Origin of the sequence: Novosphingobium sp. (genome assembly GCF_031424035.1) — a bacterium.
In the GTDB taxonomy this organism is placed as follows: Bacteria; Pseudomonadota; Alphaproteobacteria; order Sphingomonadales; family Sphingomonadaceae; genus Novosphingobium.
On sequence record NZ_JANPGP010000013.1, the window covers coordinates 17,813 to 40,174 of the forward strand.

Consider the following 22,362-nt stretch of genomic DNA (forward strand, 5'->3'; position numbering starts at 1 on the left):
GCCGCCGACTGGAAAGGACCACTAATGCGCAATTCCCTTAGTGCCATCGCCATTCTCGCCCCCCTGCTGGCGCTGTCCGCCTGCGGCAATCCCGATACACCGGGTGGCCGGGCAGCCGATGCGCGGCACGAGAACTTCGAGGCACTGGGCGATGCATTCAAGACGATCGGCGACGAGCTGAAGGCCCAGGCACCCGATGCCCAGAAGGTCCGCGCCGCCGCTGCAACTGTCGCGGCAAAGGCCAAGGACATGCCGGGCTGGTTCCCCGCCGGCAGTGGGCCGGATGCCGGCCTCAAGACCGATGCCAAGGCCGAGGTCTGGACCAAGCCCGACGAATTCCGCGCGGGAATGACCACGTTCCAGGACTCGTCGGTCAAGCTGCTCGCCGCCGCCGACGGCTTTGCCGCTGGTCAGCCGATTGTCGGCTTGCAGGAAGCGGTCAAGCAGGCCGGCGGAACCTGCAAGAAGTGCCACGATGGATTCAAGACCGACTGATCCGGCGCGCGCTCATACGGCGCGCTCGACCAGCCCCTTCACCGCCGCCATGAACGGGCCGATCGACACTGGCTTGGCGAGGTAGCCCTCGGCCCCGGCGTCGCGGATGCGGTCCTCGTCGCCCTTGCCGGCATAGGCGGTGACGGCCAGCACAGGGATCGGTCGCAGGATCGGATCGCGCTTGGCCTGTTCGATCAGTTCGACACCCGAAACGTCGGCCAGCTGGATGTCCATGATGATCAGGTTGGGCACGAATTCGCGCGCCCTTTGCAAGGCGACATGGCCATCGGCCACGGGTTCGACCGCGTAGCCCTGGCTTTTCAGGACGTCGCAGAACAACTTGCGGTTGAGGTCGTTGTCCTCGACAACGAGGATGCGCTTTGCCATGCGCGTCTTCTAGCCTTGGAACGGAGTGACTGGCAATTCTGCGCGATCCCAAATCCCCCGATGCCGACCCGCAGGTGCTGGCCCTGTCCGCGCTCGTCGGGGTGCTTGGCGACGAAGACCGCCGCCAGCGGTTGATGGACCTGACCGGCATGGCGCCCGACGAACTCCGCGCCGGGCTTGGCGATCCCGCTGTCCTGTGCGCGGTGCTCGACTTTCTTTGCGCCCATGAGCCTGACCTGATCGCAGCAAGCGACGCGCTGGGCGTTGAACCGCAAGTCCTTGCCGCCGCCTCCGAAAGGCTGAATTCTTGAACCGTCCCCTGCTGATTACCGATTGCGACGAAGTCCTGCTGCACATGGTCAAGCCGTTTCGCGACTGGCTGGCCGAATTCCACGGCATCGATTTTCACTGGAACGGCAACGATTTCGCCAAGGCCGTGCATTACGTCGCCAACGGCGAACTGGTGCCCCAGAAGGAGACCTGGCGACTGCTTGGCGCTTTCTTCGAGACCGAAATGGACCGCCAATATCCGATTGCGGGCGCGATTGAGGCCATCGGCCAGATCGGACGCGAAGCGGACGTGGTCGTACTCACCAATCTGCAGGACCATTTCAACGAGGCGCGCACGGCGCAACTGCTCTCGCACGGGCTGAACCTGAAGGTCTTCACCAATCAGGGGCCAAAGGGGCCGGCGCTGCAAAAGATCCTCACCGAATATCGCCCCAGCCGAGCGCTGTTCATCGACGACATCCACCACCACCACGGTTCGGTCGCCGACCTGGCCCCCGACGTCCACCGCCTGCACCTCTGCGGCGAACCGTTGCTGTCGCCGCACATTCCTTGCGCACACGAAGCTGGCATGGCTCACGCCCGGATCGACAACTGGAACGAGGCCTTGCCCTGGATTGCCGGAAAGCTCTACGGAGAGAGCCATGACTGATAGCGAAATCGAAAGCCGCCTGGCCGAACTCGGCCTTGTCCTTCCCGTGGCCGCAGCGCCGGTTGCCGCCTATATTCCCGTGGTCGTTGCAGGCGGGCTTGCCCATGTGTCCGGCCAGTTGCCGTTCCTTGATGGCAAGCTGGTGACCGGCCGACTGGGCGAAGACGTGTCGGTCGAACAGGGCAATGCCGCAGCTCAGGCCTGCGGACTGATGATTCTCGCACAGCTCAAGGCGGCGCTGGGATCGCTCTCGCGGGTAGAGCGCGTCGTGAAACTTGGCGGGTTCGTCAATGCGGCGGGTGACTTCACTGACCAGCCCAAGGTGATCAACGGCGCGTCCGAACTGATGGTCGCCGTGTTCGGCGATGCCGGCAAGCACGCCCGCAGCGCGGTAGGTGTTCCCTGCCTGCCGCTGGGCGCGGCCGTGGAGGTTGACGCGATTGTCGCTGTTAAGTCCGCTTGATCGCTGGCTGGCTCCGGCCCCGCGCGAAAGCCGGGTAGGCTGGCTGCCCGGCGCGCGCTTTGCCCATCGCGGACTGCACGGTGATGGCCTGCCGGAAAACAGCCCATCCGCCTTCGCCGCCGCCAAGGCGCGCGGCTGGGGAATCGAATGCGATGTCCAGAAATCGAGCGACGATCAGGCGATGGTCTTCCACGATTTCGAACTCGACCGGCTCACCGGGGAAACCGGCGCGCTGAACATTCGCAGCAGCATGCAATTGGGTGCAATCGCCCTGTCTGGCAGCACGGATACCATTCCGTCCCTGCGCGCCGTGCTCGACCAGATCGATGGTGCGGTACCGATCCTCATCGAGATTAAGTCCAGACGCGAACGCCCGGTTCCAGCGATCTGCCTTGCTGTCCGCCGCGCGCTGGAAGGCTATCGCGGGCCGCACGCCATCATGAGCTTCGACCCGCGCGTGGGTTCATGGTTTGCCCGCCATGCGCCGCTCACCCCCCGCGGGCTGGTCGTCACTGAAGAGAATGACAAGGCAATGTTCGGCCGGATCCGCCGCCATCTCTGGCTGTGGCTGGCGAAGCCCGATTTCCTTGCCTACGACATCCGCGACCTGCCCAGCCGGTTCGCCGCCAACCAGCGCAAGCGCGGCATTCCCGTCGCCACCTGGACTGTGCGCAGCGCTGAACACCGCGAGCGTGCCGCGCGCCATGCCGACGCCCCCATCGCCGAGGGCGCAGGCGTGGAATGAGCGAGGGCGTTGGATGAGCGATGATCAGGCGGAAATTCGGCTGGCCGGCTCCGTGGGCCAAGTCGCCGCAGCTGATTGGGATGCCCTGCACGATGGGACGAACCCGTTCGTCTCTCATGCCTTTCTCACGCTCCTTGAAGAATCTCGCAGCGTCGGCGAGTCGAGCGGCTGGACCCCGGCGCCGCTGCTCCTGAGCGATGAAACCGGCCTCACCGGAGCCCTGCCCGCCTATATCAAGCAGCACAGCCAGGGCGAATATGTCTTCGACCATGCCTGGGCCGATGCCTGGCACCGGGCGGGCGGATCCTATTATCCGAAGCTGCAGATTGCCGTGCCTTTTACGCCTGCGACCGGGCCAAGAGTCCTGACCCGCGATTCCTGCCTTGCCCCGTTCCTGCTGCGCGCCGCCGAACAGGTCTGCGCACAGAACGGGCTGTCATCCGCCCACGCCACCTTCATCGACCCCGCCCAGTTGCCACTGTTTGAGGCTGCCGGCTGGTTGCTGCGCAGCGATATCCAGTTCCACTGGCAGAACGATGGTTATGCCTGCTTCGACGATTTCCTTGCCGTGCTGTCTTCAGCCAAGCGCAAGGGTTTGCGAAAAGAGCGCCGCGCAGCGCAGGATGGGGTGACAATCCGGCGCCTGACGGCTGCAGATATCAAGGAGCATCACTGGGATGCCTTCTGGCATTTTTACCAGGACACCGGCGCGCGCAAGTGGGGCCGGCCCTATCTGACGCGAGAGGCCTTTAGCCTGATCGGTGAGCGCATGGCCGATCAGGTCCTGCTGGTCATGGCCGAGATTGACGGCACTCCGGTGGCCGGCGCGCTCAACTTCATCGGCGGTGACGCGCTATACGGACGCTATTGGGGTGCCCTGCTCGACAAGCCGTTCCTGCATTTCGAGCTGTGCTATTATCAGGCGATTGATGCCGCGATCGAGCTTGGTCTGTCACGGGTCGAAGCCGGAGCGCAGGGTGGTCACAAGCTGGCCCGGGGCTATGCCCCGGTGCAGACCTGGTCGGCGCATCATATCGTCCACCCCGGTTTCCGGGAAGCGATCGCCGATTTTCTGGAGAAAGAGCGGGCCGGGGTCGCAAGCGAGCAGCTATGGCTCGGTCAAAGGACCCCGTTCCGGAAGGACCAGGTTTAGGCAGCCTTGCGGCTGGTCGAGGCGATCCATTCGCGGGCGCGGCGCTGGGCTTCGGCGATTTCGCGGGCAGTCATTTCATCCGAAATGTCCGCGCGGCAATGAGCGGCATCCTCGTACCCGGCAACAGCTGCGAGATTGAACCACTTGTGCGCCTCGATCAGGTCGCACGGCGCGCCGTGGCTGCCGGTAGAATAGGCAACGCCCAGATCGAAGTAGGCAGACAGGTCGCCCTGCGCGGCGGCGGCAAGGCAGCTTGCCACCAGCATGTCGGTATCGGTTTCGTCGGCCGGGCTGTATTCGACCGGCTTGGTCCAAACTGCGCTCATCCTTCGTACCCCCTTGAGGCGGAACCCCTTTTTGTCCGCCGATGAGGTGCAAGCTGGGCGATCATGGATAACAAAAGGTTAACGCAAAGGTTAAAAAGTGCAGGGCCGTATTTCCACGGCGTTTGCCGCTTGTGCGAGACAGGGGCGATCACTATAGGCCCGCTCACAATGGCGGCAGGGCAGTCATCGGAAATAATCCGGGCTGCAGGGCCCTTCGCCGGGCGACCTCTCGGGAGGAAAAGGATTACCGATGCCCAGTATTCTGGCTGACGATATCGACATTCTGGCCAAGGCCAAACGCGCCCTAGCCGGCGACTATGTCCCTTCGGAAAATGAAGACTACATGTCCGAGCCGCAGCTCGACTACTTCAGACGCCTGTTGCAGGCGTGGAAGCGGGCAATCCTGGATTCTTCGGCTGACACGCTGCAGCACCTTCAGGAAGGCCCGATCCGCGAGCCGGACCTCAATGATCGCGCGTCGAGCGAGACCGATTGGGGCATCGAACTGCGCACCCGCGACCGCCAGCGAAAGCTGATCGCCAAGATCGATTCTGCCGTGCGCCGCATCGAGGAAGGCGAATACGGTTTTTGCGAGGTTACTGGTGAACCGATTGGCCTCGGCCGTCTGATTGCCCGTCCGATCGCAACCATGACCGTCGAGGCTCAGCAAGCGCACGAGCGGCGCGAAAAGGTTTCGCGCGACGATTGAGCAAATTTATTTGCACCCGGGGTTACGCCTGTAACAATCGTTAACGGGTTGTTTGCCGTCACCGGGCTAATTTCGACGCAGGGCGTACTATCGGTTTCCGTTTGCTCGGAGGCCTGGCGATTCGTGCGGAGGAAGAAACGAGCATCATGGCCGAGGTCGACAACCGGCAAATTGCGCGCGACAGCCTGTTCGTTCTCGTCGAACTGCGCATCGATGGGGAGCAGGCCCTGCACCGCGTGAAAATGCGCAACCTTTCGACCGGCGGAATGATGGCCGAAGGCGCCGTGCTGGCGATGCGCGGCCTCGTCGTCTGGATAAACCTGCGCAATATCGGCTGGGTCGAAGGATCGATCGCCTGGGTGCAGGAAAGCCGCTTTGGCATTGCGTTTCGCGAAGAGATCGATCCCAAGCTGGCCCGCGCCCCGCAAGCAGCCAAGGCAGCGAACGATGGCTTGCTGATCCACCGGCCCAACGCGGCGCTCGCCGCGCGCAGCGAAGGCCCGCTGCGCAAGATCTGAGCACCTCTGCTTGAGGTTTGCGGCTGGCGAGCCTAACCCTGATCCGATGTCCCGCCGCCCAGTCCTGCTCGATTTCCTCATCGGCGTCGCCCTGGCCGGACTTTCCGCCTGCACGGCTTCGGACGAGGACGAGATACCCGTTGCCATCATAGCCGATGCGGCAGACCTTTCCCAATCGGGCGTGCGGCTGTCCGATGCCGGACGAATGGTTCGCGCCGCAACAACCGAAGGGCTGGTTGCCTTCGATGCCGAGGGCCGCGTCGTGCCCGCGCTCGCCGATCGCTGGATCGTGACCGACGACGGCATGTCCTATATCTTCCGCCTGCGCGAAGGCAGCGACGCCGGCGGCGGCGAAGTGACCGGCGAAAAGGCACGCGACGCATTGCGCCAGACGCTCGCCAGTCTAAAGGGCACGGCGCTGGCGCTTGATCTCGACGGGATTTCCGAAGTTCGCGCAATGACTGGCCGCGTCCTGGAAATCCGGCTGTCGCACCCGATGCCTGACCTGCTCGACCTGCTTGCCCAGCCCGAACTGGCGCTGCTCGACCGCGGCAGGGGGGCTGGCGAGTTCCAGTTCCGCAAGGCGAAGGGCGGCGGGCTGCTGCGACCTGTGCCTCCGGAGAAGCGGACCCTGCCTGCCGATCCGCAATGGGACGGTTCGGTTCGCAGCCTCCTGCTCAAGCCCATGACAAGTGAGCGCGCCGCAAAGGCGTTCAATGACAAGGAGACCGATATAGTCCTGGGCGGCACGCTTTCGGACTATGCGGCCGGACGGGCGGTCTCAGGGCTGTCGCAGCGGTTCCTGCGCATCGATCCGGCGGTAGGCCTGTTCGGGTTGACCGTCAGCAGCAGCGATGGTCTGCTTGGCAAGGCGGAACTGCGTGAAGCGCTGGCCATGGCGATCGACCGTGATGCGCTCGCCGTCGACCTTGCCTTGCCAGGCTGGGTTCCGACATCGCGAATCATTCCGCCCGGCGTAGCCGATGCCGCCGCCGGTATCTCAGAGCGATGGGCCAACAGCGATATGGCCTCGCGGCGGGCAACCGCGAGCCAACGCTTCGCGCGCGCCATGAAGGGCGGAACACTGCCCGAACTGCGCATCGCGTTGCCCGCCGGATCGGGCGCCGATGTGCTTTTTGCCCGCCTGCAATCCGATTTCGCTGCGATCGGCATTACCGCAAGGCGCGTTGGCATCGCTGGCCCTGCGGACCTGCGGCTGGTTGACAATGTGGCGCGCTATATTCGTGCCGACTGGTTCCTCAACCAGTTCGCCTGTGCATCGGGACGGACACTGTGCAGCACGGTCGCCGACCTGCGCGCCGCCAATGCCCGGGCGGAAACCGACCTCGCCAAGCGGGCCGAGCTTTTGTCGGAAGCCGAGGCCCAGTTGACCCTGGCAAACGCCTATATCCCGCTGGGCAACCCCGTCCGCTGGTCGCTGGTGCGCGATCCGCAGCCGGGCTTTGCCATCAATCCGCGCGGCTATCACCCCTTGTCGCCGATTGCCCGCCGCCCCAAGTAAGGCGAAGCACCCGCATTTGCCGCGGCTGACAGAGGGTTGCCGACGATGGAAGTTCCCAAGACCGCACGCCGCATGGAGATGCAGGTTCCGCTTGGCACCAGTCCGGCAGACGTGCGCCAGCGGATCGAGGCGATGGAAAAGATCCTCGAACGCGCCGTGACCATCCCGGTCCTGCGCCGTAAGGTCGGGCTTGATGCCATTGTCGGCCTGATCCCGTTCGCTGGCGATCTGCTGACCGCGATGATGGGCATTTATGCCGTGTGGGAGGCCCGCAACCTGGGCCTGCCGCGCTGGAAGCAGTGGCGCATGATCGCCAATATCGGCTTTGATACCGCCATCGGGACGATTCCCGTGGCGGGCGACCTGTTCGATTTTCTTTACCGTTCGAACACGCGCAATCTGAAAATCATCCGCGCGCATCTGGACCGACATCATCCGGAAACACGCGTAATCGAGGGCTGAGGCCGACTTTGCCTTGCGCGAGTAAAATCACGCGACTCGCCGGATTCCCTTCATTTACGCTAAATTAACCTTTCCTCTTCATAGGTCCTATGGTTAATTGCTGGAAACACCACTTACCGAGGTGTTGCCATGGTTTCGGGGCAAAGGGGAATCACCCATGCGAGTGCTTTTGATCGAGGACGAACCAACTACGGCTCGTGCAATTGAGCTTATGCTCACGACCGAAGGGTTTAACGTCTATTCTACCGATCTGGGCGAGGAAGGCCTCGATCTGGGCAAGCTGTATGATTACGACATCATCCTGCTCGACCTGAACCTGCCGGACATGCACGGCTATGACGTGCTCAAGAAGCTTCGGGTGGCCAAGGTCCAGACGCCGGTCCTGATCCTGTCGGGCATTTCGGAAATGGATTCGAAGGTGCGCTCGTTCGGCTTCGGCGCGGACGATTACGTCACCAAGCCGTTCCACCGCGAAGAACTGGTCGCCCGCATCCACGCGGTTGTGCGCCGTTCGAAGGGCCATTCGCAATCGGTCATCCGCACCGGCAAGCTTTCGGTCAACCTCGACGCCAAGACGGTCGAAGTTGATAGCGCCCGCGTCCATCTGACGGGCAAGGAATACGCGATGCTCGAGCTGCTTTCTCTGCGCAAGGGCACCACCCTGACCAAGGAAATGTTCCTGAACCACCTTTACGGCGGGATGGACGAACCCGAACTCAAGATCATCGACGTGTTCATTTGCAAGCTGCGCAAGAAACTTGCCCATGCTTGCAACGGTGAAAACTACATCGAAACCGTCTGGGGCCGCGGCTATGTGCTGCGCGATCCTGACGCTCAGGCCGAAGCCGCCTGAGGAGAGATACAGGACTGCGGCAACGCGGTCCAGTTGGGGGCAGCGGCCCGTCTCTGGGGGGAGGCGGGCCGCTTGCTGTTTGGGTTCGGAGCGGGAGTCGCTTGCCATTCGGGCCACGGCTGACTAGCGCGCTTGCCCCATGACCGCGCACAAATCTGGTGACCCGACAACGCTCAACCGGCTCTATGGCCGCGCCAAGGGCAAACCGCTCCGCGCTGGACAGCAGGGTTTGGTCGATACTCTTCTGCCGCGCATCGCCATGCCAGCAGAAGGGCCGATCACATCACAGGTGCTGTTTGGCGACGACCGGCAACTGCACTTCGAAATCGGCTTCGGCGGCGGCGAGCACATGGCCTTCCGTGCCGACTTGTTGCCCGATCACGGCTTCATCGGCGCCGAGCCCTTCCTCAACGGCGTTGCCCAGGCACTGACCCATGTCGACGGCGATAACGGTGCCAATCCACCACTCGGCAATGTCCGCATCCATCACGGCGATGCATTGGAAGTGCTGCGCCGCATTCCGGACGGCGCGCTGAGCTTTCTCTACCTGCTCCATCCCGATCCCTGGCCCAAGGCTCGCCATGCCAAGCGCCGGATGATGAACGATGGCCCAGTTGACCTGTTCGCAGCCAAGCTGAAGCCCGGCGGCGAATTTCGCTTTGGCACCGACCACGCGGTCTACCTGCGCCACGCGCTGATGGTGATGCGCCGCCACAAGCACCAGTTCGACTGGCTGGGCGAAAAGCCGGAAGATTTCCTGAAGCGTCCGGGCGGCTGGCCGGAAACCCGCTACGAAACCAAGGCCCGCACGGTTTACGGCCACGAAGTCTGGTACTTCCGCTATCGGCGCAAGGCCGGCTGACGCGGCTCGATCAGTTTTTCTTGGGCACCGTGAATGATCCGGTGACCCGCCCGCCGCGCGAGCCGGAATTGCCCAGTCCCGAACCTGCGCCCCCGGCGCTGCCGTTGATGCTGGCGACGCTCTTGTCGAGATCGATCACCAGCCGGCCGCCGTTGAGCTTGTCGCCGCCCCGGTTGAGCTGGACGTTACCGGCCAGAGTAATGATTCGGGCGTTGATGTCATAGATCGCGACATCGCCGCGCGCCGTTTCGCCGCCGCGCGCCACGGTGACGCCGCCGGTCGCATCGATCCGCTGGATCTGCAATGAACCGGCGTCTGTATAGGCAATGGTAGTCCGCGCCGCGCGCAGGCGCAGGTCGGCTTGCGAAATGTCGACATTGCCCGAAAGCACAACGCGGTCCTGCCGATCCTGGATCTCGATCCGGTCGGCGGCGAAATTGACCGGCGAATTGCTGTTGAAGCCGCTGATCGCCTGACCTTGAGCGACGAACCCGCCGAACGCCGCTGTGGCGACAGTCCCAGCAATCAGGCCGGCGGCAAGCGAACGGACGGCGGTGCGCGAAAGCGAAGTCTGCTTCATGAGTGTTGCTCTATGCCATTGATGGCGGAAGGTGAAGTGTTTCTGCCGTGGGCCATGTGCGCGGGTTCAATTGCGCGGCACGGTCAGTCGGCCGGGCTGCATATTGAGGCGGGCGCGTCCGGTCAGGGAAATGACTCGCTCGTCAAGGTCGGCATCAAACCGGTCGGCGCTGAACGTTCCCGCCGGGATCGCGCCCGAAACGCCGCCAGCGCCGGTAACGTGCTGTTGTTTGAGGTCGATGGTCACCGCGCTGGTTGTCAGGCGGTAACCGCCGGCGGCAGTGAATTCGACCGGTCCACGTACGCTGACCGTCTCGGCAGTGTAATCGAACGAGCCGTCCGGCGCCTTGATCTCAGCGGGACCATCGCTGAGCAGGATGCTGGCAGCCAGTTCGCGCATGGCGATGATCGGCTGCGAAGCATCAGGCTGCGAGGCGCTCCCGGCGGACACGGAAAAGGGCCGGCTCTTGTTGTCTTGCCCGCGGTACAGGGCCGTTTCGACCCGGATACGCTCCTTGGCGACGGCAACCTTGTTGCGATCGAGCAAGAAACTGACTTCGCCGCGCGGAAACAACGGGGCGATGACCATGACCGCGACGATTGCGCCCACCGCGGCCGGCAGCGTCTTGGCGAGCAGCCGTATCCAACGATCATGCCGGCCGCCGGGAAGCGCCCGGAACCGGCGCTCTGATCGGATCTGGTCGGCAGCCTGGGTCATTCGTGGCTGAAGATGTCCTTGTCCGCCCATCCGGCGAGATCGAGCCGGGCGCGGTGGGGCAGGTAATCGAAGGCAGCCTGCGCCATTTCGGTGCGTCCCTCACGCGCCAGACGCTCGACCAGAATGGTCTGCATGGCGTGGAGATAGCGCACGTCCGAGGCGGCATATTCGCGCTGCGGTTCGGAAAGTTCGGCGCTGCCCCAGTCGCTTGACTGCTGCTGCTTTGACAGTTCCTTGCCCAGCAATTCGCGCACCAAATCCTTCAGGCCGTGGCGGTCTGTGTAGGTGCGCACCAGCTTTGAAGCGATCTTGGTGCAGAACACCGGGGCGGCGGTGATGCCCATGTAATGTTCGATCGCGGCGAGGTCGAAGCGCGCGAAATGGTACAGCTTGACCCGCGCCGGATCGCCCAGAACGGCCTTCAGGTTCGGCGCGTCATAACGCGATCCCGGGCCGAAACGGACGAGGTGTTCATCGCCGCCGCCATCGGAAAGCTGCACAAGACAGAGCCGGTCACGCAGGGTAATCAGCCCCATCGTTTCGGTATCGACAGCGATCGGGCCGGGGGCGAGAACGCCTTCGGGGAGATCTTCTTCGTGGAGATAGACAGCCATATGACCGAAGTGCTTAGGCGCAACGAGGCTTTCATGGAACCCCTGGAATGACGAGCTGATGGCCGATACCGATGCCCTGCCCGATTCCTGGCGTTCAGCGCTGGTTCCCGTGCTGCAAACGCCGGAATCGCGGTGGCTCGGCGGGTTCCTCAAGGCTGAGGAAGCGGCGGGAAAGCGCATTTTTCCGCCGCTTGGCAGCCGCCTTGCCGCGCTGGAGCTGACCCCGCTCGACAAGGTGAAAGTCGTGATTCTGGGGCAGGACCCCTACCACGGTGCGGGGCAGGCGCATGGTCTCTGCTTCTCGGTTGCAAAGGGGGTGAAAGTGCCTCCCAGCCTGGTCAACATCTACAAGGAGATCGAAAGCGATCTCGGCCTGCCCCGACCATCCCATGGCCATCTGGAATCATGGGCGCGGCAAGGCGTCTTGCTCCTCAACACGTCGCTGACCGTTGAAGAGGGCAAGGCCGGTTCGCATCAGGGCAAGGGCTGGGAGGCGATCACCGATGCCGTGGTCGCCGCCGTTGCCGCCAAGGCTGAACCTTGCGTGTTCATGCTGTGGGGCAACCATGCCCGCAAGAAGGCCGAGCGGGTTGCGGGCCTTGGACTCGGCACGCACCACCTGATTCTCACCGCCCCGCACCCGAGCCCGCTTTCGGCCTACTCGGGCTGGTTCGGCTGCCGTCACTTCAGCAAGGCCAACGCTTTTCTGGAAGCGCAGGGGCGCGGTGCGGTGGACTGGCGATTGCCGGACTAGCTCTTGCGGCCTAGTCCACCCCGGCGACCAGCAAACGACCGTGGAGCGGCTGGATCGGCCGCGCATTGTCTCCCATGATGGCATGAAGCGCAGCGATCTGCGCCGCAGAGGCCGTCGCCCGGTGGCGCGCCACATGCCAGCGCACGCCTTCGGTGCAGGGCGGCGTGGTGAGCGAACCTTCATAGCGATAGACCGCCAGATTTGCGGGCAACAGCTTGCCGGGATCGAAGGTCGCCCCCTTCACCGTCTCCGCCTCGCTCTCATGCGCCGGAGCAGCGCGAATCAGCTTTTCGAGCTCGGCATTATGTGCGCCTTCCTCGAACAATACACCCAGCACCGCGAGGTTGCCGGCATGGTCGACGTGGACGAAATGAGCGACCATCGGATAGGGCAGGCCGTAAAGCACTTCCTCTGACGGCGTGTGGAAATGCACCTGCAGCAGCTTGTAACGCGCGATGCCGCTGGTCAGCAGCGACCCCGGCGAGATTACCGCCTGCACCGTGTGGCCATTGTTGAGCAGGGTCAGCGGACCCGGCTTGTAGACCGCCTTGATGGCGAAATTGCCCATGATATCCGCCGCGCCCAAATCGATAGGTGACTGCATATGCCCGGACTTGCACAGCTCGAATTCGTGGGAAAGTTCGCCCCACTTTTCCGGACCTGCCTCCCCGCCATAAGACCAGTGCGGCTTGTCGTGACCGGGCGCGTTGCCGGTCAGCAGGAGCGCGAGCGGAGCAAGGGCAAGTGGGCGTCGGCGGATCATTGGGCGGTCCTTTGGCGTGGGGATTGCCCGCCAAGCGATAGACGAAACGATCCTGCCTGCCGGCAAAGCTCCGCCTCCGGAATTCTGACTAGGCCTACGCATCTTGACGGCAACGCTTGCCTCTTGGCAGGCGGGGCGTGTTGCGCCACGCTGGCCTGATGGTGTCGCAGCACGCATATCCTTCTGCCGGCAGGCCAACAGCCTTCCCATCAGCACGGCAGGTCCTGCGATGAAGCGCATCGTGATCGGCTATGGCCTCGCCCTCGCCGCGCTGGCGCTGTTGGTCGAATGGATGGACTGGCGCCACGTCACGCAGAAGTGGTCGACATCGCTTTACGTCCTGTGCGTGGCGCTGCTGTTCGCCTCGCTTGGCGTGTGGCTGGGCAACCGCCTGACCCCGCGCCCACGCTCTTCACCCTTCGCACGCAACGATCAGGCGATCGCCAGCCTGGGCATCAGCGCCCGCGAAGTCGAAGTGCTGGACCTGCTGGCCGAAGGCTGCCCCAACAAGGTCATCGCCCGGCGGCTGGCGATCTCTCCCAACACGGTGAAGACCCATGTCGGCCGGCTGTTCGAAAAGCTGGAGGCAGCTAACCGCACCCAGGCAATTGCGCGCGCCCGCGCGCTCGATATCCTGCCGTAAATTCGGACGATTTGGGCCAGATCACCCGTTTGGGCGATCGATTCGGCCACCGGATGCCGCCACAGTCCGGGCATCCGAAACAGGGGAGAATCGACATGACCAGACTGATCACCACGTACGGCGCGATTGCCGGCATCATCGAACTGATCCTGCTGGCGCTGACCATGGGGCTGGTCGCCGATCATGGCATGCTGGGCATGGTGCTCGGCTATCTGTCGATGCTGATTGCGCTCAGTCTGGTCTTTGCCGGGGTGAGGAAATACCGCGACGAGCACCTTGGCGGGGTGATCGGCTTCGGCAAGGCCCTCGGGGTGGGGCTAGGCATCGCGGCGATTGCGGCGCTGTTCTATGTCATCGGCTGGGAGGCCTGGATGTGGTCGACCGACTACCGCTTTGTCGCCGAATTCAGTGCCAAGGCGCTTGCCGATATGCAGGCACAGGGCGCCAGCGCCGCTGCGCTGGCTCAGGCCAAGGTTGATATGGACGCCTTCGCCGAGATGTACGCCAACCCTGTGATGCGCATGGCCATCACGCTTACCGAAATCGCGCCGGTTGCCCTGCTGGTGCCGCTGATCTCGGCCCTGTTGCTGCGCCGTCCGGGCTTCATGCCCGCGCGCGCCTGACCTTCAGGCCATCCCTTTGCCCACTGTGGCGCGGACAGCGATTCCGGCGGGATCGAAGTCATGCAAACAGAAGACGTTGATGCCGAAATGATCCGGGGTCACGCGCTTGCGGTGGAAGGGGTAGATGCCGCAGGTCTTGCAGAAAAAGTGCCGCGCGGTGTGGGTGTGGAACTGGTATTCGCTGAGGCTGTCCGCACCCGAAAGCAGCTCGAACGCGCTCTCGTGCACCTTGACCATCAGCGCGTTCTTGCGGGCGCAGATCGAACAGTCGCAGGTCGTCAGTTCGGGAAAATCGGTGGTCACGGCAAAGCGCACCTCGCCGCAGTGGCACGATCCTTCGTAGCGGAGCTCAGGCCGAATCATGCAGCCGCCGCGCCGAGCAGGTCTGCCGCCAGAGCCTCGGCCACGCGGATGCCGTCGACTGCCGCGCTGAGAATGCCGCCGGCATAGCCCGCGCCTTCTCCCGCCGGGTAGAGCCCGCGCGTGTTGAGGCTCTGGAAGTCCTTCCCTCGCGTGAACCGCACCGGGCTGGACGTGCGGGTTTCCACCCCGGTCATGACAACATCGGGATGATCATAGCCAGCGATCTGGCGACCGAAGACCGGGATGGCCTCGCGCAGCGACTGCATGACATAGTCGGGCAGGCAGAGCGAAAGGTCAGTAAGCTTCACGCCCGGCTGATAGCTCGGCACGACTGAGCCGAATTCGCCCGACGAGGCCTGCCCGGCGAGCAGATCGGAAACCTTCTGCCCCGGCGCCTGATAATTCGATCCGCCTGCCGTATAGGCCAGGCTTTCCCAATGCCGCTGGAAAGCGATGCCCGCCATCGGCCCGCCGGGATAGTCGCGATCGGGCTGGATATCGACGACGAGGCCGGAGTTGGCATTGAATTCGGCGCGCGAATGCTGGCTCATGCCGTTGGTGACGACGCGGCCTTCCTCGCTCGTCGCGGCAACCACGCGCCCGCCCGGGCACATGCAGAACGAATAGACCGTGCGCCCGTTCGAGGTCAGGTGGCTCAGCGCATAGGCGGCCGGGCCAAGGATGGCATTGCCAGCGCTGGGGCCATAGCGCGCCTTGTCGATCCAGCTCTGCGGGTGTTCGATGCGCACGCCGATGGCAAAGGGTTTGGCCTCCACATGGACGCCGGCATCGTGCAGCTTGTAGAAGGTGTCGCGCGCCGAATGGCCGACCGCGAGCACGACATGGCGCGCGGGCAGCATTGTGCCATCCGACAAATGCAGGCCGGCGATGGACCGCGTGCCATCGGCGGCAGTTTCGATCTCGAAGTCCTCGACCCGGGTCTGGAACCGGTATTCGCCGCCCAGCGCTTCGATCGTCTCGCGCATGGCCATGACCATGGTGACGAGGCGGAAGGTGCCGATGTGCGGGTGGGCCTCGGTCAGGATGTCGTCGGGCGCGCCAGCCTTGACGAATTCGGTGAGCACCTTGCGCGACAAGTGGCGCGGGTCCTTGATGCGTGAATAGAGCTTGCCGTCAGAAAACGTGCCCGCGCCGCCTTCGCCGAACTGCACGTTCGATTCGGGTTCGAGAACCGAGCGACGCCACAGACCCCAGGTGTCCTTGGTGCGTTCGCGCACCGCCTTGCCGCGCTCGACGATGATCGGCTTCAGCCCCATCTGCGCGAGGATCAACGCGGCTAGCAAGCCGCAGGGGCCGGCGCCGATGACCACCGGACGCGTTGCATACCAACCTTCGGGCGCGCGCAATGGAACGCGGTAACTGGTGTCAGGAGTGGGCCGGACATGGCTGTCGCCGGCATGGGCGGCGAGCACCTTGGCCTCGTCCTGCACCACGACATCGAGCACATAGACCAGCCGGATCGCGTGTTTCTTGCGCGCATCATTGCCGCGCCGGACGATGGCGAACCGTTCGAGCTGGCCCGGCGCAAGGCCAAGCCGCTCCGCGATCGCCGCTTCAAGATCGTCTGTCGAATGGTCAAGCGGCAGGGCAAGGTCGGAAAGACGGATCATGCCGTCCGCCCTAGACTGCGCTGCCTGAAACGGAAAGAGGCGCAGGATTCAGCCCGCGCCTCTTGTCTCTTATCGTAGCCGGTGGATCAGCGCGGGAGCTGGGTCACGCCCATCAGCGCTTCATCGACAGCGCGGGCGGTCTGCCGGCCTTCGCGGATCGCCCAGACGACGAGGCTCTGACCGCGGCGCATGTCACCACAGGCCCAGATCTGCGGGTCGCTGGTGCGGTAATCGATGACGTTCGCCGCGACATTGCCGCGCGCGTCGAGATCGACCCCGGCCTGATCAACCATGCCCGCCTTGATCGGACCGACAAAGCCCATGGCGAGCAGGATCAGGTCGGCGGGGAGCACGAATTCGCTGCCTTCGACGTCCTGCATGCGGCCGCCGACCCATTCGACACGGACGCATTCAAGGCCGGTAACCTTACCGTCTTCACCGATCACCCGGCGGGCGTTGATCGCCCAGTCGCGGGCGACGCCTTCTTCATGGCTGGACGAGGTTCGCAGCTTGAGCGGCCAGTTGGGCCATGACAGCGCCTTGTCTTCATGCTCGGGAGGCTTGGGCATGATCTCGATCTGGGTGACCGAGGCCGCGCCCTGGCGGTTCGACGTGCCGACGCAATCGCTGCCGGTATCGCCGCCGCCGATGACGATGACGTGCTTGCCGGTGGCGCTCAGCGTGCCGCGCGGTGCGGCGCGGGTTTCATCGTCGCCGGCGTTGCGCTTGTTCTGCTGGGTGAGGAATTCCATCGCCAGCCGCACGCCGGACATTTCCGCACCTGGAATGGTCAGCTGGCGCGGATCCTCCGCCCCGCCCGACAGGATGATCGCGTCAAAGTTTTCCTTCAGGCTTTCGATCGAGACATGGACGCCGACTTCGGTGCTGGTCTTGAGCACGACGCCTTCCGTCTGCATCTGCATCAGCCGGCGGTTGATCAGGTCCTTGTCGAGCTTGAAGTCGGGGATGCCGTACCGCATCAGCCCGCCCATGCGGTCGTTCTTCTCGAACAAGGTGACCGAGTGACCGGCGCGCGCCAGCTGCTGCGCGGCTGCGAGGCCGGCCGGGCCAGAACCCACGACGGCAACCGTCTTGCCAGTGCGCTTTTCGGGCACCTGCGGGACGATCCAGCCTTCCTGCCAGCCACGATCGACGATCGCGCATTCGATCGACTTGATCGTCACCGGCTGGTCGGTGATGTTCAGCGTGCAGCTCGCCTCGCACGGAGCGGGGCAAATGCGGCCGGTGAATTCGGGGAAGTTGTTGGTCGAGTGCAGGACTTCGAGCGCGTTCTGCCAGTCACCTTCATAGACCAGATGGTTCCAGTCCGGGATGATGTTGTTCACCGGGCAGCCGTTGTGACAGTAGGGAATCCCGCAATTCATGCAGCGCGAGGCCTGCGCCTTCAGCGCGGGTTCGGCATGCGGAATGACGAATTCCTTGTAGTGCGTCAGCCGCTCCCTGGGGTCCGCATAAGTGCGGTCCTGGCGGTCAAGTTCGAGAAAGCCGGTTTCCTTGCCCATCGTCTCTACTCTGCTGCGACCGAGGCGGCTGCGGCCCGCTCGGCTTCCATCTGCTTCAATGCCTTGGCGTAATCGCGCGGCATCACCTTTACGAACTTCGTCAGTGAATTGTCGAAATCGTCAAGCAAGGCGCGGGCCCGCTTCGATCCGGTGTGGAGGTGATGCCGTTCCAGCAGCACCTTCACGCGTTCGGCGTCGTGGCGGAGCATGTCGCCCATGCCCGGATCGCTGGTGCCGTTGGTCCGCTGCTGCGGACGGCCGGCGCCGTCTTCCTCGTCACGCACCGGAGAGACCGGGAGCAGGTCGACCTGCGCCGGGTTGCACAGCTGAGCGAAATTGCCGGCCTCGTCATAGACATAGGCGACACCGCCCGACATGCCGGCGGCGAAGTTGCGGCCCGTTCGGCCGAGCACCAGCACCGTGCCGCCGGTCATATATTCGCAGCCATGGTCACCCGTGCCCTCGACAACCGCGACCGCACCCGAATTGCGCACGGCGAAGCGTTCACCGGCGACGCCGTTGAAGAAGGCCTCGCCAGCAATCGCGCCGTAGAGCACGGTGTTGCCGACGATGATGTTCTCGGTCGGCTCGCGATCAACATGGGTCGGCTGGCGGACGATCACGCGGCCGCCCGAAAGGCCCTTGCCGACATAGTCATTGGCATCGCCGGTCAGGTCGAGCGTCACGCCGTGGGCGAGCCACGCGCCGAACGACTGGCCGGCAACCCCGGTGAGCTTCACCTTGATCGTGTTGTCGGGCAGACCGGTATGGCCATAGCGGCGGGCAACTTCGCCCGAAAGCATGGCACCGACCGTCCGATTGACGTTAATCACCTTGCGTTCGATGACCACCGGCGACTTGCTGTCCAGCGCATCCGCCGAAGCCGCGAGCAGGTCATTGTCGAGCGCCTTTTCGAGCCCGTGATCCTGCGTCCCGCTCCAGCCGAGCGTTGTGCCGGCAACCGGTTCAACGCGGTGCAGCAGCTTCGAAAGATCGATGCCGCGTGCCTTCCAGTGCTGGATCGCCTGCTTCATGTTGAGCCGGTCCACCCGGCCCACCATCTCGCCAATCGTGCGGAAGCCGAGATCGGCCATGATCGCCCGCAGTTCCTCGGCGACGAAGAAGAAGTAGTTAATCACGTGTTCCGGCTGGCCGGTGAAGCGCGCGCGCAGCACCGGGTCCTGCGTCGCAACGCCGACCGGGCAGGTGTTGAGGTGGCACTTGCGCATCATGATGCAGCCGGCCGCGATCAGCGGCGCAGTTGCAAAGCCGAACTCGTCCGCGCCGAGCAGGGCGGCCACGGCAACGTCACGGCCCGTACGCAGGCCGCCATCGGCCTGAACGCAGATGCGGCTGCGCAGGTTGTTGAGCAGCAGCGTCTGCTGGGTTTCGGCGAGGCCGATTTCCCACGGCGAACCTGCGTGCGTCAGCGAGGTCAGCGGCGAAGCGCCGGTGCCGCCTTCATAGCCCGAGATCGTCACGTGGTCCGCGCGCGCCTTCGAAACGCCGGCGGCAACTGTGCCGACGCCGACTTCGGAGACGAGCTTGACCGAGATACGCGCAGAGTTGTTGACGTTCTTCAGGTCGTGGATCAGCTGGGCCAGATCCTCGATCGAGTAGATGTCATGATGCGGCGGCGGCGAGATCAGGCCGACACCCGGCGTCGAGTGGCGGGTCGCGCCGATGGTCTTGTCAACCTTGTGGCCGGGCAGCTGGCCGCCTTCACCGGGCTTGGCGCCCTGGGCCATCTTGATCTGCACGTCGTCGGCATTGACGAGGTATTCGGTGGTCACGCCAAAGCGGCCGCTCGCGACCTGCTTGATTGCAGAGCGCAGGTTGCGGCCATCGGCCATCGGCTTGAAACGGCTGGGATCTTCGCCGCCTTCACCGGTGTTCGACTTGCCGCCGATCTGGTTCATCGCCGCGGCCAGCGTGGTGTGCGCTTCCCACGAGATCGAGCCATAGCTCATCGCGCCAGTGGCGAAGCGCTTGACGATTTCGCTGGCCGGTTCGACCTCGGATATGTCGATCGGGTGTTCGGCGGGCACAAAGTCCAGCAGGCCGCGGATGGTGAGCATCCGTGCCGACTGGTCGTTGATCGACTTGGCGAAGTCCTTGTACTTGTCGGGCATATTGCCGCGCACCGCGTGCTGCAGCGAGGCAATGTTGTCCGCCGTCCAGGCATGTTCCTCGCCGCGCAGGCGCAGGCCGTACATGCCGCCCACGTCGAGCATCGACTTGTAGATCGGGTTGTCACCGTATGCCGCGGCGTGACGGCGCACGGTTTCTTCGGCGATTTCCTTGAGCCCGACGCCTTCGATAGTCGTCGCGGTGCCCTTGAAATACTGATCGATGAAGGCCGTGTTCAGGCCGACCGCGTCAAATATCTGTGCGCCGCAATAGGACTGATAGGTGCTGATGCCCATCTTGGACATCACCTTCATGATGCCCTTGCCGACGGCCTTGATGTAGTTCTTCTTCACCGCCTTCTGGTCGAGCGGGAATTCCTTGCGGACGCGGATATCTTCCAGCGTTTCGAAGGCCACATACGGGTTGATCGCTTCGGCGCCATAGCCCGCGAGCGCGCAGAAATGGTGCACTTCGCGCGCTTCGCCGGTTTCGACGACAAGGCCGGTCTGCATGCGCAGGCCCTGACGGACGAGGTGGTGATGCACCGCTGCCGTGGCCAGCAGCGCCGGCATGGCAATCCGGTCAGGCCCCTGCGCCCGGTCAGACAGGATCAGGATGTTCTTGTCCTGCAGCACACATTCCGTGGCCGCCCAGCACAGTTCCTTGAGCGCCATTTCCAGCCCGTCGGGGCCGCTGGCGGCATCCCAGGTCATATCGATGGTCGCCGTGCGGAAAGCACCGTCGAGCGCCGCTTCGACCGAACGGATCTTGGCGATCTCGTCATTGGTCAGGATCGGCTGGTCAACTTCAAGCCGCTTGTGCGTGCCGGCTTCCATGCCGAGCAGGTTCGGGCGCGGACCGATCATCGACACCAGGCTCATCACCAGTTCCTCGCGGATCGGGTCGATCGGCGGGTTGGTGACCTGGGCGAAGTTCTGCTTGAAGTAATCGTAAAGCAGGCGCGACCGGCTCGACAGCACGGCAATCGGCGTGTCGGTGCCCATCGATCCGATCGGATCGTCGCCATCGCGGCCCATCGGCTCAAGGAACTTCGAAACGTCTTCCTGCGTGTAGCCGAACGCCTGCTGGCGATCGAGCAATGAGGTGGTTTCGATCGGCAGCTGCGCCAGCTCGGGTTCGATCAGGTCGAGGTCCTTGAGCTTGTACTGCGCGGCTTCAAGCCATTCCTCGTACGGCTCTTCGGCGGCGAGCTGGGTCTTGAGTTCCTCGTCCTCGATGATCCGCCCTTCGGCGAAGTCGATCAGCAGCATGCGGCCCGGCTGGAGCCGCCACTTACGGACGATGTTGTCTTCCTTGATCGGCAGCACGCCGGATTCCGACGCCATGACGACGATATCGTCATCGGTGATCAGGAAGCGCGCCGGGCGCAGGCCATTGCGATCGAGCGTCGCGCCGATCTGGCGGCCATCGGTGAAGGCCACGGCGGCGGGGCCGTCCCACGGTTCCATCAGCGCGGCGTGGTATTCATAGAATGCACGGCGCTTGGCATCCATCAGCGGATTGCCAGCCCAAGCTTCCGGAATCAGCATCATCACGGCATGGGCAAGGCTGTAACCGCCGGCGAGCAGCAGTTCGAGCGCATTGTCGAGGCAAGCCGTGTCCGACTGGCCATGCGGGATCAGCGGCCACATCTTGTCGAGATCGGCGCCGAGCAGCTCCGATTCCATGGTGCGGCGGCGCGCGTTCATCCAGTTGACGTTGCCGCGCACCGTGTTGATCTCGCCGTTGTGGGCGATGAAGCGGTAGGGGTGGGCAAGCTTCCAGCTGGGGAAGGTGTTGGTCGAGAAGCGCTGGTGGACGAGGCCAAGCGCCGAAATGCAATCCGGATCGCGCAGATCATCATAGAAAGAGCCGACCTGCGTTGCCAGCAGCAGCCCCTTGTAGACCACGGTGCGGCTGGAGAAGCTGGGCATGTAGAGTTCGCTGATTCCGGGCAGGCCATGCTTTTCGGCGAGTGCGGCGAGCGGGTTCTGCGTCTGCTTGCGGATCACGAGGACCTTGCGCTCGAAAGCGTCCTGATCGGCGCAGTTTTCACCGCGACCAACGAAGCACTGGCGGATCACCGGCATTTCAGCCTTCACCGTTTCGCCCAGGCCTTCGATGGTCACCGGCACGTCGCGCCAGCCGATCAGCCGCTGACCTTCCTTGGCGATGAACTTTTCGAAGATACCGACGATGAAGTCACGGCTGGCTTCGTCTTGCGGCAGGAAGCACATGGCAACGGCGTAATCGCCCTCGGCCGGAAGCTTCATGCCTTCCCGGTCTGCCCACTTGCGGAACAGCTTGTCAGGCGTCTGGATCAGGATACCCGCGCCATCGCCCAGCAGGGGATCGGCGCCCACTGCACCGCGATGGTCGATATTTTTGAGAATTTCGAGCGCCTGGGAAACGATTGCGTGGCTTTTGACGCCCTTGATATGGGCGACAAAGCCCACACCGCATGCGTCATGCTCGTTGCGTGAATCGTAAAGGCCCTGGGGCTGCGGAAGTCCCATTCGAAAATCCTGTCCTGTCCTGGTCCGCTGCGCCCAGAAAACTGGTTACAACGGAAATCAAACGCGACTC

The 22,362-nt window shown here is 63.8% G+C and carries 25 protein-coding genes; 15 read left to right on the plus strand and 10 right to left on the minus strand.

Features of this window, described 5'->3' with window-relative positions:
- Window positions 1-24 precede the first annotated feature (24 nt).
- Window positions 25-495 carry a cytochrome c gene (locus tag RMO89_RS01475; RefSeq protein ID WP_310530789.1) on the plus strand — a complete coding sequence of 157 codons (471 nt, stop codon included), beginning with the start codon at window positions 25-27 and terminating at the stop codon, window positions 493-495.
- A gap of 12 nt (window positions 496-507) precedes the next feature.
- Here RMO89_RS01475 and RMO89_RS01480 read toward each other — a convergent pair whose 3' ends face one another.
- Window positions 508-882: a response regulator gene (locus tag RMO89_RS01480; protein ID WP_310530790.1), complete on the minus strand. Its 375-nt coding sequence runs from the start codon at window positions 880-882 to the stop codon at window positions 508-510.
- Window positions 883-956: 74 nt separating this feature from the next.
- Between RMO89_RS01480 and RMO89_RS01485 the strand changes: the two genes are divergently transcribed.
- Genes RMO89_RS01485 through RMO89_RS01505 form a run of 5 tightly spaced genes read left to right on the plus strand, consistent with a single transcriptional unit; the run spans window position 957 to window position 4,183 of the window.
- Complete coding sequence (locus RMO89_RS01485) at window positions 957-1,193, plus strand: DUF3572 family protein (RefSeq protein ID WP_310530791.1); 237 nt, start codon at window positions 957-959, stop codon at window positions 1,191-1,193.
- On the plus strand, window positions 1,190-1,822 hold the full coding sequence (locus RMO89_RS01490; RefSeq protein ID WP_310530792.1) for an HAD family hydrolase: 633 nt from the start codon (window positions 1,190-1,192) through the stop codon (window positions 1,820-1,822). The genes RMO89_RS01485 and RMO89_RS01490 overlap by 4 nt, the downstream gene beginning before the upstream one ends.
- On the plus strand, window positions 1,815-2,285 hold the full coding sequence (locus RMO89_RS01495) for a RidA family protein (RefSeq protein WP_310530793.1): 471 nt from the start codon (window positions 1,815-1,817) through the stop codon (window positions 2,283-2,285). The genes RMO89_RS01490 and RMO89_RS01495 overlap by 8 nt, the downstream gene beginning before the upstream one ends.
- Window positions 2,263-3,030, plus strand: coding sequence for a glycerophosphodiester phosphodiesterase family protein (locus RMO89_RS01500; RefSeq protein WP_310530794.1), 768 nt, complete (start codon window positions 2,263-2,265; stop codon window positions 3,028-3,030). The genes RMO89_RS01495 and RMO89_RS01500 overlap by 23 nt, the downstream gene beginning before the upstream one ends.
- A 13-nt stretch (window positions 3,031-3,043) precedes the next feature.
- On the plus strand, window positions 3,044-4,183 hold the full coding sequence (locus RMO89_RS01505) for a GNAT family N-acetyltransferase (protein WP_310530795.1): 1,140 nt from the start codon (window positions 3,044-3,046) through the stop codon (window positions 4,181-4,183).
- Here the strand turns inward: RMO89_RS01505 and RMO89_RS01510 are convergent.
- Complete coding sequence (locus RMO89_RS01510) at window positions 4,180-4,509, minus strand: hypothetical protein (protein ID WP_310530796.1); 330 nt, start codon at window positions 4,507-4,509, stop codon at window positions 4,180-4,182. The genes RMO89_RS01505 and RMO89_RS01510 overlap by 4 nt on opposite strands.
- Window positions 4,510-4,759: 250 nt before the next feature.
- On the opposite strand from RMO89_RS01510, the gene dksA reads away from it, so the two are divergent.
- From dksA to RMO89_RS01540, 6 genes are all read left to right on the plus strand, one after another.
- Window positions 4,760-5,218, plus strand: coding sequence for an RNA polymerase-binding protein DksA (dksA, locus tag RMO89_RS01515; protein WP_310530798.1), 459 nt, complete (start codon window positions 4,760-4,762; stop codon window positions 5,216-5,218).
- A gap of 146 nt (window positions 5,219-5,364) precedes the next feature.
- Window positions 5,365-5,736: a PilZ domain-containing protein gene (locus tag RMO89_RS01520; protein WP_310530799.1), complete on the plus strand. Its 372-nt coding sequence runs from the start codon at window positions 5,365-5,367 to the stop codon at window positions 5,734-5,736.
- Between the two features lie 46 nt (window positions 5,737-5,782).
- A complete protein-coding gene (locus tag RMO89_RS01525; protein ID WP_310530800.1) occupies window positions 5,783-7,258 on the plus strand; it encodes an ABC transporter substrate-binding protein in 1,476 nt (491 codons plus the stop codon).
- A gap of 45 nt (window positions 7,259-7,303) precedes the next feature.
- Window positions 7,304-7,720, plus strand: coding sequence for a DUF4112 domain-containing protein (locus RMO89_RS01530; protein ID WP_310530801.1), 417 nt, complete (start codon window positions 7,304-7,306; stop codon window positions 7,718-7,720).
- A 157-nt stretch (window positions 7,721-7,877) separates the two neighbouring features.
- Entirely contained in the window at window positions 7,878-8,573 is a 696-nt protein-coding gene (ctrA, locus tag RMO89_RS01535; protein WP_310530802.1) for a response regulator transcription factor CtrA, read from the plus strand.
- A 139-nt stretch (window positions 8,574-8,712) separates the two neighbouring features.
- The gene (locus tag RMO89_RS01540; RefSeq protein WP_310530803.1) at window positions 8,713-9,435 is read left to right on the plus strand and encodes a tRNA (guanine(46)-N(7))-methyltransferase TrmB; all 723 of its coding nucleotides are present in this window, start codon (window positions 8,713-8,715) and stop codon (window positions 9,433-9,435) included.
- 10 nt (window positions 9,436-9,445) lie between these two features.
- On the opposite strand, the gene RMO89_RS01545 is transcribed toward RMO89_RS01540, so the two are convergent.
- The 3 genes from RMO89_RS01545 to RMO89_RS01555 form a co-directional block, all read right to left on the minus strand.
- The gene (locus tag RMO89_RS01545; RefSeq protein WP_310530805.1) at window positions 9,446-10,015 is read right to left on the minus strand and encodes an LptA/OstA family protein; all 570 of its coding nucleotides are present in this window, start codon (window positions 10,013-10,015) and stop codon (window positions 9,446-9,448) included.
- Between the two features lie 66 nt (window positions 10,016-10,081).
- The gene (locus RMO89_RS01550; RefSeq protein WP_310530806.1) at window positions 10,082-10,732 is read right to left on the minus strand and encodes an LPS export ABC transporter periplasmic protein LptC; all 651 of its coding nucleotides are present in this window, start codon (window positions 10,730-10,732) and stop codon (window positions 10,082-10,084) included.
- Entirely contained in the window at window positions 10,729-11,346 is a 618-nt protein-coding gene (locus RMO89_RS01555) for a ribonuclease D (RefSeq protein ID WP_310530808.1), read from the minus strand. Before RMO89_RS01555 ends, RMO89_RS01550 begins: the two co-directional genes overlap by 4 nt.
- A 58-nt stretch (window positions 11,347-11,404) precedes the next feature.
- On the opposite strand from RMO89_RS01555, the gene ung reads away from it, so the two are divergent.
- Window positions 11,405-12,100, plus strand: coding sequence for a uracil-DNA glycosylase (gene ung, locus RMO89_RS01560; RefSeq protein ID WP_310530809.1), 696 nt, complete (start codon window positions 11,405-11,407; stop codon window positions 12,098-12,100).
- Between the two features lie 10 nt (window positions 12,101-12,110).
- Here ung and RMO89_RS01565 read toward each other — a convergent pair whose 3' ends face one another.
- Window positions 12,111-12,863, minus strand: a complete 753-nt coding sequence (locus RMO89_RS01565; protein WP_310530810.1) for a carbonic anhydrase family protein — start codon at window positions 12,861-12,863, stop codon at window positions 12,111-12,113.
- A 229-nt stretch (window positions 12,864-13,092) separates the two neighbouring features.
- Between RMO89_RS01565 and RMO89_RS01570 the strand changes: the two genes are divergently transcribed.
- The gene (locus RMO89_RS01570) at window positions 13,093-13,506 is read left to right on the plus strand and encodes a response regulator transcription factor (RefSeq protein WP_310530811.1); all 414 of its coding nucleotides are present in this window, start codon (window positions 13,093-13,095) and stop codon (window positions 13,504-13,506) included.
- Window positions 13,507-13,601: 95 nt separating this feature from the next.
- Window positions 13,602-14,129, plus strand: coding sequence for a DUF4199 domain-containing protein (locus RMO89_RS01575; RefSeq protein WP_310530812.1), 528 nt, complete (start codon window positions 13,602-13,604; stop codon window positions 14,127-14,129).
- A gap of 3 nt (window positions 14,130-14,132) precedes the next feature.
- On the opposite strand, the gene RMO89_RS01580 is transcribed toward RMO89_RS01575, so the two are convergent.
- The 4 genes from RMO89_RS01580 to gltB form a co-directional block, all read right to left on the minus strand.
- Window positions 14,133-14,492, minus strand: a complete 360-nt coding sequence (locus tag RMO89_RS01580; protein WP_310530813.1) for a GFA family protein — start codon at window positions 14,490-14,492, stop codon at window positions 14,133-14,135.
- Window positions 14,489-16,123 (minus strand): FAD-dependent protein, encoded by a 1,635-nt coding sequence (locus RMO89_RS01585; protein ID WP_310530815.1) that lies wholly within the window; start codon window positions 16,121-16,123, stop codon window positions 14,489-14,491. Before RMO89_RS01585 ends, RMO89_RS01580 begins: the two co-directional genes overlap by 4 nt.
- Window positions 16,124-16,209: 86 nt before the next feature.
- A complete protein-coding gene (locus tag RMO89_RS01590) occupies window positions 16,210-17,646 on the minus strand; it encodes a glutamate synthase subunit beta (protein WP_310530816.1) in 1,437 nt (478 codons plus the stop codon).
- Window positions 17,647-17,651: 5 nt separating this feature from the next.
- Window positions 17,652-22,292, minus strand: a complete 4,641-nt coding sequence (gene gltB / locus RMO89_RS01595; protein ID WP_310530817.1) for a glutamate synthase large subunit — start codon at window positions 22,290-22,292, stop codon at window positions 17,652-17,654.
- Window positions 22,293-22,362 lie beyond the last annotated feature (70 nt).

What these genes read in the sequence shown, in the direction of transcription:
- RMO89_RS01555 (WP_310530808.1), bottom strand. Translation starts at nt 11,346, where the DNA reads ATGGCTGTCTATCTCCACGAAGAAGATCTCCCCGAAGGCGTTCTCGCC.
- gltB (WP_310530817.1), bottom strand. Translation starts at nt 22,292, where the DNA reads ATGGGACTTCCGCAGCCCCAGGGCCTTTACGATTCACGCAACGAGCAT.
- ctrA (WP_310530802.1), top strand. Translation starts at nt 7,878, where the DNA reads ATGCGAGTGCTTTTGATCGAGGACGAACCAACTACGGCTCGTGCAATT.
- RMO89_RS01565 (WP_310530810.1), bottom strand. Translation starts at nt 12,863, where the DNA reads ATGATCCGCCGACGCCCACTTGCCCTTGCTCCGCTCGCGCTCCTGCTG.
- RMO89_RS01505 (WP_310530795.1), top strand. Translation starts at nt 3,044, where the DNA reads ATGAGCGATGATCAGGCGGAAATTCGGCTGGCCGGCTCCGTGGGCCAA.
- RMO89_RS01575 (WP_310530812.1), top strand. Translation starts at nt 13,602, where the DNA reads ATGACCAGACTGATCACCACGTACGGCGCGATTGCCGGCATCATCGAA.
- RMO89_RS01475 (WP_310530789.1), top strand. Translation starts at nt 25, where the DNA reads ATGCGCAATTCCCTTAGTGCCATCGCCATTCTCGCCCCCCTGCTGGCG.
- RMO89_RS01570 (WP_310530811.1), top strand. Translation starts at nt 13,093, where the DNA reads ATGAAGCGCATCGTGATCGGCTATGGCCTCGCCCTCGCCGCGCTGGCG.
- RMO89_RS01520 (WP_310530799.1), top strand. Translation starts at nt 5,365, where the DNA reads ATGGCCGAGGTCGACAACCGGCAAATTGCGCGCGACAGCCTGTTCGTT.
- RMO89_RS01495 (WP_310530793.1), top strand. Translation starts at nt 1,815, where the DNA reads ATGACTGATAGCGAAATCGAAAGCCGCCTGGCCGAACTCGGCCTTGTC.
- RMO89_RS01530 (WP_310530801.1), top strand. Translation starts at nt 7,304, where the DNA reads ATGGAAGTTCCCAAGACCGCACGCCGCATGGAGATGCAGGTTCCGCTT.
- RMO89_RS01510 (WP_310530796.1), bottom strand. Translation starts at nt 4,509, where the DNA reads ATGAGCGCAGTTTGGACCAAGCCGGTCGAATACAGCCCGGCCGACGAA.
- RMO89_RS01525 (WP_310530800.1), top strand. Translation starts at nt 5,783, where the DNA reads ATGTCCCGCCGCCCAGTCCTGCTCGATTTCCTCATCGGCGTCGCCCTG.
- RMO89_RS01580 (WP_310530813.1), bottom strand. Translation starts at nt 14,492, where the DNA reads ATGATTCGGCCTGAGCTCCGCTACGAAGGATCGTGCCACTGCGGCGAG.
- RMO89_RS01550 (WP_310530806.1), bottom strand. Translation starts at nt 10,732, where the DNA reads ATGACCCAGGCTGCCGACCAGATCCGATCAGAGCGCCGGTTCCGGGCG.
- ung (WP_310530809.1), top strand. Translation starts at nt 11,405, where the DNA reads ATGGCCGATACCGATGCCCTGCCCGATTCCTGGCGTTCAGCGCTGGTT.
- RMO89_RS01590 (WP_310530816.1), bottom strand. Translation starts at nt 17,646, where the DNA reads ATGGGCAAGGAAACCGGCTTTCTCGAACTTGACCGCCAGGACCGCACT.
- RMO89_RS01545 (WP_310530805.1), bottom strand. Translation starts at nt 10,015, where the DNA reads ATGAAGCAGACTTCGCTTTCGCGCACCGCCGTCCGTTCGCTTGCCGCC.
- RMO89_RS01480 (WP_310530790.1), bottom strand. Translation starts at nt 882, where the DNA reads ATGGCAAAGCGCATCCTCGTTGTCGAGGACAACGACCTCAACCGCAAG.
- dksA (WP_310530798.1), top strand. Translation starts at nt 4,760, where the DNA reads ATGCCCAGTATTCTGGCTGACGATATCGACATTCTGGCCAAGGCCAAA.
- RMO89_RS01585 (WP_310530815.1), bottom strand. Translation starts at nt 16,123, where the DNA reads ATGATCCGTCTTTCCGACCTTGCCCTGCCGCTTGACCATTCGACAGAC.
- RMO89_RS01540 (WP_310530803.1), top strand. Translation starts at nt 8,713, where the DNA reads ATGACCGCGCACAAATCTGGTGACCCGACAACGCTCAACCGGCTCTAT.